This window comes from Pseudoalteromonas phenolica (assembly GCF_001444405.1).
Lineage (GTDB): Bacteria > Pseudomonadota > Gammaproteobacteria > Enterobacterales > Alteromonadaceae > Pseudoalteromonas > Pseudoalteromonas phenolica.
Genome location: NZ_CP013188.1, coordinates 840,933 through 856,587 on the forward strand (window position 1 = coordinate 840,933; position 15,655 = coordinate 856,587).

Here is a 15,655-nt window from a genome sequence, read left to right on the forward strand (position 1 = left end):
ATACATGTAAATTACTACGATTATACATTCCCGATTTATTATCTCCAGCTCGTTGTCTTATGTTCTTTTTCTAGTAGTTCTGATATTGGTAAAGGCTTAGAGAAAAAATACCCTTGCATATAATGGCAGCCTAGGTCAGTTAAGAACCTTAATTGGGTCTGCGTTTCAACACCTTCTGCAATGCAAAACATATTTAAATTTTGTGCCAATGAATGGATCGTTTTGACGATAGACTTATTGGTGTGCTGTTCATCCATTTTCCTAACGAACGATTGGTCGATCTTAATTATATCTATTGGAAATTGATTAAGATAAGTAAGAGAAGAATAGCCAGTACCAAAATCATCAAGTAGTAGTTTAAAACCAGCCTCTTTTAACATATTCAAAGAGGCCTTTGCTTTTTCTTTGTCTTCCATTAAAGAGGTTTCTGTTATCTCAAGTCTAAGTCTGGAAGTTGGTAATAAAAATGAAGATAAGATATTACATAGATTCTCTGCCGTTTCAGCCCTGATAATATGAATCGGGGATAAATTCAGAGATAAATAAAATTGGTCATTTTTGTCAAATAAAGGCTTTAGCTCTACCAATGCGCGCTTTAGAGCTTGCTCAGTCATTAATTCTATTAAACCGGTTTCTTCTGCGATGGGAATAAAATCTGCGGGAGAGATATTTTCTCCATTAAGTTGCCATCTAAGCAATAACTCTACACCAATCATTTTGCCGCTGGATGTATTGACGATCGGTTGATAATGATTATAAAAAGCACTGTCTTTATATGCTGTTTTTAAAGCCGTCTCTAATACCATCTTACGGTTATATTGCTCGATCATTGAGTTGGTGAAGTATTTATAGCCATTACGGCCAAGCTGTTTTGCTTGGAACATGGCAATATCTGCATGGCGAATTAACTCTTCCGAAGATTTTGCATCAAACGGATATAGTGCTACACCAATACTTGCTGACACACTGACAGAGATCCCATCTAAATCTATTTTTTCTGGTAATACTGAAATAAGGTTTGCAGTCAAAGTGGTTAAACTCTCAGGTGTTTTTACGTCTTTAACTAAAACAAGGAACTCATCTCCACTTTGTCGGCCCAAAATGCAATGTTCTGGTAATAGATTATTAATTCTCTCAGAGATTTTTATAAGTAGTTTGTCACCAGCCTGATGTCCGTAAGCATCATTAATTGGCTTAAACTTATCTAAATCTATAAATAATAATGCGCAACTAGTGCTTTCGTTTTGTACATCAAATATTGCAAATTCAATGTGTTGCAACATTAAATTACGGTTAGGAAGATTTGTTAAACTGTCATAATTTGCCAAGTAGCGAAGTTCGTTTTCGGCTTTCTTTTGTTCTGTTAAATCAGACATAACAATAACATAATGCTCAATAACTCCAGCATCATTCGCAATGGCGTTTACACTGACATGGATCGGCTTAATCACGTGATCTTTGGTTTCAACGGTTAATTCCATTTTAAAGTTTTGATTTGCACTTAATGCTTTAATTCTATTAAGAAGTTGGCGAAGTTTCTTTTTTCCTAATACTTTGGCAAAAGTCATAAAAGTTAGGTCATTTAAAGCATTTTCTTCCTTTAAACTAAACGCATCACAAAAGCTATGGTTTACCGATATCGGTGTGAGTTGTGTGTCTAAAATAAGTAACCATTCGTCAATTTGTGAAAATGCTTGACCTAATATACTGGCTTGTAAATTTGTGGCTTTACTTTCAGTAATATTCGAATAAATACCAGATACAACAAGCGGGTTACCTTCAACATCACGTTCTGTAACTTGACCTATATCTTGGAACCATAACCATTCCCCGATTAGGTTTTGCAAGCGGTAAGTTAGGTTTATATTCGAGCTCTTTGATGAAGATAAAGCGCTCCATTGAGATGCAACTTTCTGTCTGTCATCTGGATGGATAAGTTCTATAAAACGATTTAATGAAAGCTCATTTTGCTGACCACATTCTCTTGTTGACGTTTTATTTCGGTATTGAAATATCAAGTCTTTTTTTAGTTCGACTTTCCAAGTTCCGCTTTTTGTTGATTTAAGCGCCATTTCAGTTTGTTGCTTAGAAGTGGTCACTGCTAATAATGCTTTTTGGATCGTAGTCTGCCTATTTTTACCCTGTCGGTAAGACAAAAATACTAAAGATGTTACTGCTATGAGGTAAATTAACCATGCTGATGGAGAATTCAAAAAGTAATAATCAACTTCTATGGGTATACTCAGACTATTGATGATGTTATTACCATCTAAACTTGTCTCATTGATTATTAAGTTATAAGTACCAGGAGCTAACTTAGGAAAAAACAATTTGGTTTTGTCTAAGTCCTTAAGTTGGACGTCTTCAGAGCCGGTTATGTGTGCATTGAATTTAGTCTTGCGTTGGTGAGCAAAGTCAAAATTAGTAAATTTAATCTCTAAACCAACATCATCATGATTCAAGTTAAGCACATTTTTCTCTAAAAAAGATGGATAGTAATCGAACTCTGATGACATGATGTTAATGTCAGTTACACTTAACGGTGTTTTAATTAAGCTGCTACTTTCAATAAAGTCTGCAGTGTTAAACCAAGTGAGCCCAGACACTGAGCCCAGCACAAAAGTTTGATTATTGAGCTTTAAGCTAGCACCAGCATTAAATTCATTGTTAGGTAAACCGTTTTTAACATTGTATTTTTCAATAACACCTGTGTTTAATTCGTAGCGAAATAATCCTGATTGTGTTGTAAACCACAAAAAGCCATAGGGATCAGACATAACCTCATATAGAGCTTGTTTATCTAACCCAAAATCTTCATTAAGTACCTGAATAACTTGAAAAGTTCTTAAGTCTAACTCTATTAAACCGTGATGAGATGAAGTTAACCAAATACTTTCATTAACAATTTCCCAGTCATCGATGACTTGAAAAACCTTATCGTTAACATTTTCAAATTCATAAATTGGCGCTAATACTTCTGTATTTAAAGAATAAGCGTATAAGCCTTCAATAGAGCTTATGAGAATATCGTCAGGCCTAGTTGGAAGTGTTGGAAGGAAGCGATAAGCTAAAGCTGTCGGTAATTGCTCGGCAAGCCCTTCAATTGTCGATATAGTTTGATTTGAGGTGTCATAAATAAAATAATCGCTTTCTGTTAAAAAGGCGATTTGGTGAGTATTTATTTGTTGAGCCGAACTATTAAATGCTTCAAACGGATTCTCTATGCTGCTTTTTAGAACGGGTGGCAAACTAATTGATTTATCATCTAGGTTTAATAACTTTAACCCTTGGAATGTATCCAAGTATACAAATTTAGAATTGATGTCAGTTTGAAAGATTTCGTAAACTGCATTCGCACCATACACATCTTTCTTATTATGAGATTGAAAGTAGTAAGTAGGAACTACTGTGTCACTCAATGATGGTATATGAACTACACCATTATCAGTACCATATAGAATTGAGCCATCGGCAAGTTGATAAATTGACCAAATGTTATTACTTATAAATTCAGAACCGCTATGAACTAAAGATTTAAACTTTAGTGAAGACAATGGCCAATAGTAAGCACCATTATGTGTGGCCATCCATAGGACATTATTTGCGTCTAGTTCAAGTGCTAATATGTTTGGTTGGTTAAGTTTAAATTTTGTTTTATCAAGAGAAAGTGTTTTAGTGAGTTCTTTAGTTTCACGATCAAATCTATAAAGGCCGAACTCAGTGGCAATATAGTCTCCGGCAGGTGTTGATTCGTAGTCCCAAATATTTAGTGATTTAATTAGATTACTTGTCTGCTCATAATTAAAGCCGTTTTCAAGAAAAGGGGTAGCATACAACCCTTCAACTGTACCAATAAGTAAGCCTAACTCTTGATCGTACTTTAAAAGCTTAACATTCTGATTAAGCTCATTTTCTTCAGAACCATTCAAGAAATTATGCTTTGATAGAATTCCAGCATCTAGAGAAAGAGAATATAAGCCATCTGTCGCACCGACAATCAACTGTTTATTATGAGATAAAAAAGTTCTTATTGATTGGCCTGTTTCCAATGAGCCTATGAGTTGAGATTCGTAACTAACTAAACTAATTCTATATATATGATTGTCTATCGCAGCGTATAAGTTTTTTCCTACTTTTAGAACCGCATTTATGGGGGAAGTAAAGCTTTGACTGTCAGATAGTCGGCCTGAATATATTTTTTTCTTTTCAAGTGTATGGACATTGATCAAATAGCTTCCGTCAAAGCTAGTAGATACAAACAAAAATGTGTCGTCTACCATATTTATATGGAATATTTGCTCATGCAGAAAATCTTTGATTTGATCAGGCAATACTACGTCTAAACCGTCAAATCGGTTTAAGCCTTGTTCAGTCGAGACCCATATATATCCAAGAGGGTCTTGAACTATGTTATTAACATTTGCTTGAGATAGCCCTTCTTCAGTTGAAAGTCGATAGATTTGCTGAGTAGGAAACGCATTAAAGCTTATAAAAAATAAAGAAATTAAGAGATAAAAGTAAGGCTTCAAATGCATTAAATTCTACCAAGCAAACATTCATAATTTTCAAATTATGAATTTTGTCGAAAACAATAGTTAACATTATGGACATAAATTTAGCATAGTCATCTATGTAGAGCTAGGTTAATACACTTTTACGAAACTAACTGTTGATATATACATCAATTCATAAGTGATCATTGAAGCAATAGAAATAATTCTTATTAAAATCGTTATTTGTTATTGATAATGGTTTTTGTTTAGAATAAAATTACGTTAGTTTAATTTTAAGAGAAACCTTAATGTATATTTGTATTTGCCACGGTGTGACTGATTCAAAAATAGAGCAGGCAATTGAATCTGGTTCGACAAGTATGCGTGCTTTAAGCAAGCAGCTTGGTGTAGGAACGCAGTGTGGTAAATGTACAAACTGCACAAAGAAAATTTTGAATCAAAAGCTCATCGAAATTGTTGATGTAACAGAGCAGGTTGCTTAACCAGCTTTGACATCAGCTTACTTTTTTAAATCAGATATTGATTCCTTTACTATATCTAAAATATTCCCAACCATTCCCAACAATTTATCTCTCGTAGTATTCAATCTAAGTTTTATGTAGACTCTAGCCCACTTTTATTTTCAATTTTTTATTATGGCTCAGCTTTATTTCTATTACTCGGCGATGAATGCCGGCAAATCTACGACACTCTTGCAATCTGCATTTAATTACAGAGAAAGGGGTATGACTCCACTCATACTGACTGCTGCCATTGATAACAGAGCGGGAGTCGGAAAGGTAGCTTCGAGAATTGGCCTAGAAGCAGATGCACATATTTATGATAGAGAAACAAATGTTTTTGCTTTGGTTGATAGATTAAATAGTGAGAACAAATTAGATTGTTTACTTGTTGATGAGTGCCAATTTTTGAGCAAGGTACAGGTTAACGCACTGACTGATGTGGTTGATAAGCTGAAGATACCTGTGTTGTGTTATGGCTTACGTACTGACTTTAAAGGCGAGTTGTTTGAAGGCGCACAATATTTATTGGCTTGGGCAGACAAGCTTGTAGAGCTTAAAACGATATGTCACTGTGGCAGAAAAGCGAACCGTGTTCTGAGAACAGATGAACACGGAAAAGCAATTCATGACGGTAACCAGGTAGAAATTGGCGGCAACGATAGATATGTTTCAGTTTGCCGCACCCATTATAAAGAAGCCCTGTCTCTATTATAAAAAGTATCTTTATTTAGGATTGTAAATGGCTTGTCGCTCGGAGTGAGTTTGAAAGCTCCAAGCGATGAAACGGCTAGTTTTTTGACCCTGTGCCATTTTCACAACCTTAACTTCAGCGACATCAATTTTCTTGAGCGCAAGCTTTAAAGCACTGAGAGATTCTTTCTTAGACACCAAAGAAGTAAACCAAGCACATTGCTTGGAATATCGCTTACTCTCTCTGATCATTCTTTTGATGAATAATACCTCTCCTCCTTTACACCAGAGTTCGGGTGAATGTCCGCCGAAGTTAAGTGTGGTTTTTGGTTTTTTCCCTAACTTTTGCCATTTTGACTGTGTTGCTTTATTCGCAGAACGCTCACTGTCATGGAACGGAGGATTACAAAGAGTAATGTGGAAAGTTTGGTCTTGTTCAATAACCCCATGAAAGTATTTGTCATTGTCTCTTTGTAATACGAGTTTGGTATTTAAACCATTTTTATCGCGAATTTCGTCGGCGTTCTGTAATGCCTTTGGATTGATATCCGATGCAGTGAATGACCATTTATAAATCCTTTCCCCAAGAATTGGGTAAATTAAGTTTGCACCTGTGCCGATATCTAATGCCCTAACATTGTTGACAATCTTGTTCTGATTATCGATTTTTAGTAGATCGGCCATTGCATGAATATAATCAGCTCTGCCTGGGACTGGTGGGCATAAAAATTCTTTCGATATATCCCAATAACTGATTTTGTAATGATGCTTTAGAAGTGCTTGATTCAGGCACTTGACAGCATCTGCATTACTAAAATCGATGCTGTCTTTACCAGTAGGTGTTTTAATTACAAATTGTCTTAATGATGGCGTTACTTTTGTAAGCTTCTCAAAATCATAGCCTTTAGTGTGCGCGTTTCTTGGATGCATATCATTACTTTAATTAAATTTACGCGTGAATTATACCGCGTTCTTGAAACAGCTTAAATAGATATGCATCTGAATTGCGATCTATTACCCACACTGGTACGATGAGATAAAAAGGCAATGGAAATGATTGAGCAAAATTCACTCTTTATCCCTCTAGAGAATGAGCAAGTTTTACACCTAAGGCATATATTCAATCCTAAAAAGAAAGGTGATGCAGTTTTTCTTCTCCACGGCGCTGTAGAAAATGGCAAGATTTTTTATACAGAATCAAATAAAGGGTTTGCGCCCTTCTTAGCAGAACAAGGTTATCAATGTTTTGTCGCTGATTTGCGAGGTCGTGGGCAAAGTTTGCCTAAAATATCTTCTTCCTCTTATTACGGTCAAACAGAAGCTATCCTTGAAGATATACCCACTATGCTCAATTTTATTAAAGCGCAAACAGGTCACTTTCCGAAATTTTGGGTTGCGCACTCTTGGGGAGGAGTTTTACTTAATAGCTTTTTAGCGCGTTATCCTGAGCATATTCAATATGTTTCAGCATGTGGCTATTTTGGAACAAAAAGAAGTTTATTTAACAATCACCCAAGCAAACTATTACAAGCCAATTTAATTTGGTACACATTGGCGCCACTGCTGAGTAAACGCAAAGGTTATTTAGATGCCCGTAAATTGAAATGGGGCAGTGATAACGAGACTGTAAAGTCACATTACCAAAGTATGCAATGGGCGAAAAAGAAGCCGTGGGTAGATAGTGATGATGGTTTTGATTACGCTAGCGCTATTGAAAATCTAGAACTTCCACCGATCTTGCATATAGCCGGTGCAAAGGATAAAGCCTTGGCACAGCCAGTTGATATAAAAGCTTTTATAAATGAGTCAGGAAAGGGGGTGCAAGAGTTGAGAGTTTATGGCAAAAAACATGGTCATAAAATTGATTACGACCATATTAATATGCTTACTAGTCGGCATGCCCACAATGACCAGTTTAAGGAGCTGATAGAGTGGTTTGCTCTGTATCGAGTATAGCCATTATCTGTTTTTCATATACCTGCCAATTTGACCTTGGTCCTTGATCTAATGGTTTTCTGACTTGCGCTTTACTTAGTGTCGAGACCGGGCGTTTTGATTTGTAAAATTCTAAGCATTCAGGCTCAAATTTCTGATATAAGAAATTCAGTAATTTATTTAGCTCTTTTGGTGTTTCGTCTAATAGGTTTTCATAACTTAAGGTATAAATATTTCTAGGCAAATGATGTTTAAAATGTGCCATCATTTCTTCCTGAAAATCTGCATATTGCTTATATTCTGTTAAGGAGCAAAAGTAGGGTTCATTTTCTGCGAAGTGATTACTGTAAACTGACCATGCATTCGCATTAAAAGAGCGAGTTAAATGGACAATTCTTGCGTCAGGAAAAATCTTTTGAATTAATCCAATGTTTTGAAAATTGGCAGGTAATTTATTTATGACAACTTCCTCACCTACACGATGCTTTTTAATTTCATCGACATATAAACTGCGGCAATGGTCGAGCATCGATGTGGTTAATGTATGAAGACATTCTGGAAAAGGAGCTTCATTACGCATCTGTAAATAAGGCACAATTTTGTCACTAATTATTGTGCTTTCACCCATGCTACCTATATTACTATGTTGAACCAACATCTGTTCTAATAATGTTGAACCAGTTCTAGGAAGCCCGACAATGAAAGTAGGAGTAAACGTGGCCTTTACTTTATCGTTGGGTTGACTAAAGAAATCGTCTGAGCACTGATCTTTAAGCGCGTCAAAAAAGGAGCTCATATCGGCAGTTTTGAATTCACACAAACTGAGCTGAAGTTCATTTGCAAGTTTGAAATAATCAAATGCCTGATTATGGTCGTTTAATCTGTGATTACATTTAGCAAGAGAATAATAAACAACAATTTTCAAGCGTTTGTTATCATATTCAGTTAACAGTGAATGAAGTTTTTCAATATGTGCTTCTAATTTGTTAGTCGCAGAAATCTGAGAAAGTTCATGTAACATGAAAGCGGTAACCGCACTGGGCGGGCACGCTAAGCCAGCTTCAAACGTGCGCTCTGCATTTTCAATAAAACCGTGGTCTAAATAGAATAAACCTAATTGATAATGTGCCTGGGCATTATGCTTTGCAACACTTAAGGTATATTCAAGTACTGTCTTGGCGTCAACTGAAGAGCCAACAGCCATAAATGCATCTGCGAGCGCAAAGAGGGGGTCTAACATTTTTGGTAGGTGTTCGCAGGCACGTTTTAAATAATAAATAGCGCTGTCGTAATCTTCCAAGCGCATACAAATTCGACCAAGACCAAATAATGCGGGACCAATTTTATTATTTTCCTTTAATACTGCTTTGAACATAAACTCAGCTTCTCTGAGTTTTCCTTGCTCTAATAATTCGTTTGCTCTTTTCAGTAATAGCATTTTTATTTTTAAATTATTTATTTGTATTAATAATAAAAATAAAAAGGCGAAATAGCTATCGCCATTTCGCCTTTTGCTGCTGGGTTACAGTAATCTAGAAAGTGTAGGTTGCTTTTACGTAATAGAAGCCACCATTAATCCCATATGGAGAGGTTTCATAGTACTTACCACCCCAGTTATTATTAGGAATACCTGTTGCTCGTTCAAAATCTAATTTTTCAGGTTCTTGATCAAAAATGTTATTCGCACCTGCCGTAAAGCTTAAAGACTCTGTTGCATAGTAAGTTACTTCTGCGTCAAAAGTGAATGATGGATCTGCCATAATAGCTGTTGCATCATAATCTACGTGAACGCCCTGATACTCACCGAAATAGTTGTAACGAATAAAGCCTGAGAAATCTTCCCACTGTTGTGACCAAGTGTAAGTTGCACGGTGCTGAGGTAGGTCTTCCTCAAGTCGTTTAACCTTAAAATCACCAGTAATTGCTGAGAATTTGTCTACTGTGGTCTCATTCCAGTTGTAAGCCATACTGAAAGTTGCATAGCCACCTAACAAATCCATAGAGTAGTTAGCAACTAAGTCTACCCCTTGTGTTGTAGTATCGAAATCGTTCGTGAAGAAACTAACTTGAGCGATACTATCAACGTTTGGTACACCATCTGCTTTAAGTGCAACCTTTTGTTCATCAGTTAAGTTAATTTTATCAGATTGACTGATACGGTCTTCTACTTTGATGTTGTAGTAATCAATAGTAAGGAATAAATCTCCAGATTGATAAACTGCACCAAACGTATAACTTTCAGACTCTTCAGGTTGTAGTTCTGTACCCCCAAGAATTTGTGAAACAGGGTTTGTAGGAGGAAGTAATGCTGAGTCAACAAGTACACCACTACTTAAGTTTGTTTGTACGTTACTTACGTTAGCTTGACCTACTGTTGGAGCACGGAAACCTGTACTCATTGAACCACGTAGAGACAAATCATCAGTTAATTGATATTGACCTGTTACTTTGTAATTGGTTGTTGAGCCGAATGAATCATAATCTTCATAACGTAGCGCCCATCCCATTAAAAATTCATCAGTAAATGGTGTTTCAATATCAACATATGCTGCGTAATTGCGTCGTGTGAATTCACCTGCAGCAGACGGCTTAAAACCAGGGAAACCGTTTGAACCAATACCAAAACCTTGTTGTGTCAAAGGACCTGCAATAAATGAAGCTTCATCGCCAGCAATGACCTCAAATGTTTCTTCGTGCCATTCTAAGCCTGCTGCGACGTTTACGTCATACGCAAGACCGAAATCATAGCCTTTTGAAATATCGGCATTAAAGTTCTTTTCTAATTGAATATATTTACCAGGACTGAAATCCATAGGTGTTTCTGCACCTAAAGATGCATTAACAGTATTGGTAATAAAATAGCGTGACTCATTGCGACCTACAGAACCGCTTAAGTCATAATATGCGCCTTCAAATGTACCGCTTTCAATTTCACCTTTGGTACCAACTGTAAATGATGTATCAGTGATATTACCACCGAAGAATGGCGTGAAGCCTGCTGGTAAAATTTCGTTAAACGCAAAACAGTTCTGACCAATATCTGAATTTGATGCGATTTGTTGATAAGCAGCAATTTGTGTCACATCTAAAATACGATTGCCATCAGCATCTTTAAGGTTAACCGTCGGACATGAAATACCTGAGTCTAGGCCATCTAAATCAGCAACAAGTAGAGTGTCACCGCCATCATTTGAATAAACTTGAGGGCGAGTTTGTGGATTACGATAATAGAAACCACCTTTTACATCACGCTCTGAATAATTACCAAACATATAGAATTCAGAGCTGTTTGACAGTTCTAATCCGACATTACCAAAAAGAGTGAAATCATCTTTAATTTCAGGTGCACCCCAAACTTGGGCTGGGTTTCTTACACCAGGTACACCAGCTGCGTCATAGGCTGCAGCATCTGGACGTTGAACACTTCTGCTAGTCGCATCTGAGTTTTTGTATTGAAAACTTAAGTTTGCAAAGCCGTCATCAGAAAATGGTAAGCCTACATTACCTTCAATGGTTGTTGTGTCACCGTCGCCTTCAAAATATTGACCTTGTTTTACTGCAAATGAACCACCTTCAGAGGCATCTTTTAGAACAAAGTTAATAACGCCTGCAATTGCATCTGAACCATATTGAGCGGCTGCACCATCACGAAGTACTTCAACTTGTTTTAATGCAATACTTGGGATAACTGAAATATCAGGACCTTGCGCACCATCATTAATACCACCGCCAAGGAAAGCGATAACCGATGAACGATGGCGGCGTTTACCATTTAAAAGGATTAATGTACTGTCTGCTGGTAAACCACGTAAGTTTGCAGGACGGACTAATGAGGCTGCATCACTAATAGGGTTTTGGTGAACGTTAAGTGATGGAACAGAGCCTTTTAATAGCTCTAGCATATCGTCACCCCCAGCTTTAGAAAGTTCGTCACCACCGATAATATCAACCGGTACGGGCGAGTCACCGACTGAACGCGGTGCTGCACGAGAACCTACAACTGCAATCTTTTCGATATTCTTTTTTGCACCTTCATTACTTTCTTCTGCATAGGCTGTCGCGCTTAACAAGCCTACCGAAGCGGTAGATGCAAGTGCGTAAGTAATAGCACGGCTTACGTTTGATAATTTTAACTTCATCCTGTTTCCCCAGATTAATGTTGTCATTAAGGTTTCTTATAAATTTTTAACAAGCACAATAAGCTTTTAGCAATAAGCTAATTTAACCTGTTAATTATTGATACATTTAGTTAACACATAATGCAAATAAAATTTGCATTAACGATAAAAGTAGACATGACAATAGGAAAGCGCAAATAGAAAACATAACTTTTTGTAAAGTATGAAATATTTTTCTAAAATCGGGAAGGGTAGGAACACATTCGTGTTCCTAAGAAATATTATGCTTTGGTCTAATTTATGTTTTGTTTAGCTTTTCGTTAACCTCAAGCCAAGCTTTTCTTTGTTCCCTATAGGTATCCCAAACACAGGGGCAGCAGCTACCACCGCCACAACATTCATCTGGCTTTGGTTTTTGTGGTTCTTCTATAGGTTTTTGTATTTTAGTGTTTTTTAACATGAGTTGTGAGAGGATGCTTAAATATTTAGTAAGAGTTTAACAAGTTTTGCTAAACTAACAGAGTGATTAATAGGTAATGGTGAGTAATGCGCCTAATTAAAGTTGTACACAAAGCACCAATAAGGGTTGCCAGAATTAGCAAAAGAAGGCAGCAGGTTAGGCTTAGGCGTTCTATGCTCGCTTTGAAAATTGCGCTTGCACAAGAAAAACAAGAAACCAAAGAAATGTTAGATATTTACAAGCGTTATAGCTTTGGAGATGCACATAAATCAGAACTAAAAGTAGCCAATGAGCAGCTTGTCGATATTCTTAAAGGGTTAGGTCTAGGGGTATTTGCTGTACTTCCTTTCGCACCTATCACTATTCCGCTTATTGTTAAGTTGGGTCAATGGGTTGGTGTTGATGTATTACCAAGTTCATTTTCATTATCTAATAAATCTTCTAAATCACGTAAATAAGTGATCTCTTTACGCTAAATTGTTATTCTCTAAATAGACGCAAAAACACAGAGAATAATATGCAACTTCCAATCATTCATGCCGATACAGGTACACCGATTAAATTTATTGAAAAATCAAATTTTGAAACTTGGCTTTCATCGCAAGAAAGCTTTGTAAAAAGTTATGTTGATGCAACGCGCTCTGCTAATAGCAACATAATTGTGGTGCCTAAACAAAACGCAACTGGACTTGAATTCGTTGTTGTAACTGTTACTGATGTAACTGATATGTGGAATGCCGGTGATTTAGCAAAACAATTACCTAAGGGTCAGTACACGCTTGATGTTAATGAAGACTCTTTGCTTGGTTATGCGCTTAGCTTCGTATTAGGTGCTTATCAGTTTGCCGTCTATAAGTCTCTGCCAGCTATTGAATCTAAAATCGCGATTACTAATGAAGAAACCTTTAATAAAGTAAAACAGCAAGCAGAGGCCATTTATTTGGTTCGTGACTTGGTTAACATGCCAGCAGCAGACATGATGCCTCAACACCTTGCTGAAACTATGGAAGAGTTAGCAGCACGCTTTGACGGTCAGTTTAGCCAAATTATTGGTGACGAATTATTAGAGCAAAATTACCCAACAATTCACATGGTGGGTCGTGCAAGTGACAACAAACCAAGATTACTTGATTTAGTATGGGGTGACGAGAATGCACCTAAACTAACACTTGTTGGTAAAGGTGTCTGTTTCGACTCTGGTGGTTTAGACTTAAAACCAGCCGCAGGTATGCGCAATATGAAGAAAGATATGGGCGGGGCTGCTCATGTTATCGGTCTTGCGCAAATGATCATGGCTGCAAATCTACCTGTTAGACTTCGTGTGCTTGTTCCTGCTGTTGAAAATGCAGTGTCTCGAAATGCTTTTAGACCTGGCGATGTGATTAAAACACGCAAGGGCATCACGGTTGAGATTGATAACACTGATGCTGAAGGTCGCCTAGTATTATGTGATGCATTAGCTGAAGCACAAACTGAAAATCCTGATCTGCTTATCGATTTTGCAACTTTAACAGGCGCATGTCGTATTGCATTAGGTACAGAGCTTCCTGGTTTTTATTCGACTGACCAAGCAATTGCAAGTGACATCATGGCTCAAGGTTTACAAAACCAAGATCCTGTTTGGCAGCTTCCTCTTTTCGATCAATATAAAGCTTTGTTTAAGAGTGATGTTGCAGACATCGCTAACTGTGGCTCGACGCCATTTGGTGGGTCAATTACAGCAGCGTTATATCTTAAAGAGTTTGTTGAGCCAGCAACTACGCCTTGGCTTCACTTTGATGTGATGGCTTATAACATCAGACCATTACCAGGTCGCCCAGTAGGTGGTGAAGGCTTAGGGCTCCGTGCTACATTTGACTATTTAGCTTCACGCTATAAATAGACATCGATAAACTTATAAAATAGAAATGCGAACCAATGGGTTCGCATTTTTTTTAGGAAGTATTATTTAGCAGGAATGTTCTCTAAGATAGCCTTCATTTGTTGCCAATATAAACCTACTGACTCAATGTTAACCTTTTCATCTGGAGAGTGAGGGAACTTGATAGTCGGGCCAAATGAAATCATGTCCATTTCTGGATATGGTTCTTTAAATAGACCACACTCTAGGCCTGCATGAATAACCATGATATGCGGTTTATGGCCATAAATATCTTCATATACGTCACGGAATGTATGCAAAATTTGAGAATCAGGGTCTGGTTTCCAACCTGGATATGCTCCACTGAATTCAATCGTTGCGCCAGCTAAGCTTGCTAGAGACGCAAGTGTACCTTCTACGTCAGTACGACCAGAATCAATTAAAGAGCGGATCAAACAAAGCACTTCGATGCTGTCTTCATTTGTTTCAATGACACCCATATTCAACGATGTTTCAACTACGCCTTGAATGTCATCACTCATTCTGACTACGCCATTTGGACAGGCATTCAGCAGTGATAAGATGGTATTTTGGCTACTTGCGCTTAATGGCAAAGTATCACTTTCAAATGTTTGCGCTTTAAAAGATAAGTTTGCTTCAATGGCGCTTAATTCGGTTTTTGTTAGTGTTTCAAACTCACAGATTAAGTTATGAAATGCGTCTAGTTGTGCATTTTCAACTAACACTTCAGCATACGCTTCACGAGGGATCGCGTTTCTTAGTGAACCGCCATTAAAAGCCACTAACTGAACGTTTAAGTCGGCTGTGTGATTTTTCAAAAAACGTGCAAGGAGTTTATTAGCATTAGCGCGGCCATTATGAATGTCTACGCCAGAGTGACCACCTCTTAACCCATTTAGAACAAGTTTTAAACGTGTTGTATTTTTATTGATTGCTTGACGTTCTAATTGCAAAGTGAGACTTGCATCGACGCCACCGGCACAGCCCATGTAAATCTCACCTTCTTGCTCAGAATCTGTATTTAGAAGAATGTCGCCTTCTAACCAGCCAGCTTCTAAACCGAATGCGCCAGTCATACCCGCTTCTTCATCAATGGTTAGAAGTACTTCAAGCGGACCATGTTTAATGTCATCAGCAGCCAATACAGCAAGGCACGATGCCATACCTATGCCGTTGTCAGCACCTAAAGTTGTGTCAGTTGCAGTAACCCATTCGCCGTCGATGTAAGGTTTAATCGAGTCTGTTACAAAGTCGTGATCTGTACCGTCATTCTTTTGAGGCACCATATCAATATGGGCTTGAAGCACAACCGGTTTTTTATTTTCCATGCCAGGGTAAGCAGGCTTTTTGATAAATACGTTGCCTGTATCATCTCTTTTAACTTCGAGAGACTGGCTTTTTGCCCACTCAATAATGAATTGTGCAAGTGCTTCTTCGTGCTTTGAAGGATGCGGAATAGAACAAATTTGATCGAAGAATTGCCAAATTGCTTGAGGTTCTAATTGGCTAATTTCTGAATGTGGAGTGAACAATGTTTTCAATGTTTTGCCCTT

General features: G+C 37.4%; 11 protein-coding genes. 5 read left to right on the forward strand and 6 right to left on the reverse strand.

Annotated elements, in window-relative coordinates; genetic code table 11:
• Positions 1 to 38 precede the first annotated feature (38 nt).
• Positions 39 to 4,535 carry an EAL domain-containing protein gene (locus PP2015_RS20820; protein WP_058032403.1) on the reverse strand — a complete coding sequence of 1,499 codons (4,497 nt, stop codon included), beginning with the start codon at positions 4,533 to 4,535 and terminating at the stop codon, positions 39 to 41.
• A gap of 266 nt (positions 4,536 to 4,801) precedes the next feature.
• On the opposite strand from PP2015_RS20820, the gene PP2015_RS20825 reads away from it, so the two are divergent.
• Positions 4,802 to 4,996, forward strand: a complete 195-nt coding sequence (locus PP2015_RS20825) for a (2Fe-2S)-binding protein (protein WP_058032404.1) — start codon at positions 4,802 to 4,804, stop codon at positions 4,994 to 4,996.
• Between the two features lie 153 nt (positions 4,997 to 5,149).
• Positions 5,150 to 5,731, forward strand: coding sequence for a thymidine kinase (locus PP2015_RS20830; protein WP_058032405.1), 582 nt, complete (start codon positions 5,150 to 5,152; stop codon positions 5,729 to 5,731).
• Between the two features lie 9 nt (positions 5,732 to 5,740).
• Here the strand turns inward: PP2015_RS20830 and rlmF are convergent, their stop codons facing one another.
• Complete coding sequence (gene rlmF, locus PP2015_RS20835; RefSeq protein ID WP_058032406.1) at positions 5,741 to 6,637, reverse strand: 23S rRNA (adenine(1618)-N(6))-methyltransferase RlmF; 897 nt, start codon at positions 6,635 to 6,637, stop codon at positions 5,741 to 5,743.
• 123 nt (positions 6,638 to 6,760) lie between these two features.
• On the opposite strand from rlmF, the gene PP2015_RS20840 reads away from it, so the two are divergent.
• Entirely contained in the window at positions 6,761 to 7,663 is a 903-nt protein-coding gene (locus tag PP2015_RS20840) for an alpha/beta fold hydrolase (RefSeq protein ID WP_058032407.1), read from the forward strand.
• On the opposite strand, the gene PP2015_RS20845 is transcribed toward PP2015_RS20840, so the two are convergent.
• The 3 genes from PP2015_RS20845 to PP2015_RS22165 form a co-directional block, all read right to left on the reverse strand.
• Positions 7,623 to 9,080 carry a tetratricopeptide repeat-containing sulfotransferase family protein gene (locus PP2015_RS20845; RefSeq protein WP_058032408.1) on the reverse strand — a complete coding sequence of 486 codons (1,458 nt, stop codon included), beginning with the start codon at positions 9,078 to 9,080 and terminating at the stop codon, positions 7,623 to 7,625. The two genes, PP2015_RS20840 and PP2015_RS20845, sit on opposite strands and share 41 nt — an antisense overlap.
• A gap of 94 nt (positions 9,081 to 9,174) precedes the next feature.
• Positions 9,175 to 11,781 (reverse strand): TonB-dependent receptor plug domain-containing protein, encoded by a 2,607-nt coding sequence (locus PP2015_RS20850; RefSeq protein ID WP_058032409.1) that lies wholly within the window; start codon positions 11,779 to 11,781, stop codon positions 9,175 to 9,177.
• Positions 11,782 to 12,058: 277 nt separating this feature from the next.
• Positions 12,059 to 12,220 carry an oxidoreductase-like domain-containing protein gene (locus PP2015_RS22165; protein ID WP_083496714.1) on the reverse strand — a complete coding sequence of 54 codons (162 nt, stop codon included), beginning with the start codon at positions 12,218 to 12,220 and terminating at the stop codon, positions 12,059 to 12,061.
• An 86-nt stretch (positions 12,221 to 12,306) separates the two neighbouring features.
• Here PP2015_RS22165 and PP2015_RS20855 point away from each other — a divergent pair, with 86 nt between their 5' ends.
• Positions 12,307 to 12,678, forward strand: a complete 372-nt coding sequence (locus PP2015_RS20855; RefSeq protein WP_058032410.1) for a hypothetical protein — start codon at positions 12,307 to 12,309, stop codon at positions 12,676 to 12,678.
• A 59-nt stretch (positions 12,679 to 12,737) separates the two neighbouring features.
• Positions 12,738 to 14,102: a leucyl aminopeptidase family protein gene (locus PP2015_RS20860; protein WP_058032411.1), complete on the forward strand. Its 1,365-nt coding sequence runs from the start codon at positions 12,738 to 12,740 to the stop codon at positions 14,100 to 14,102.
• A 62-nt stretch (positions 14,103 to 14,164) separates the two neighbouring features.
• On the opposite strand, the gene PP2015_RS20865 is transcribed toward PP2015_RS20860, so the two are convergent.
• Positions 14,165 to 15,634, reverse strand: a complete 1,470-nt coding sequence (locus PP2015_RS20865; RefSeq protein ID WP_058032589.1) for an aminoacyl-histidine dipeptidase — start codon at positions 15,632 to 15,634, stop codon at positions 14,165 to 14,167.
• Between the last annotated feature and the right edge of the window lie 21 nt (positions 15,635 to 15,655).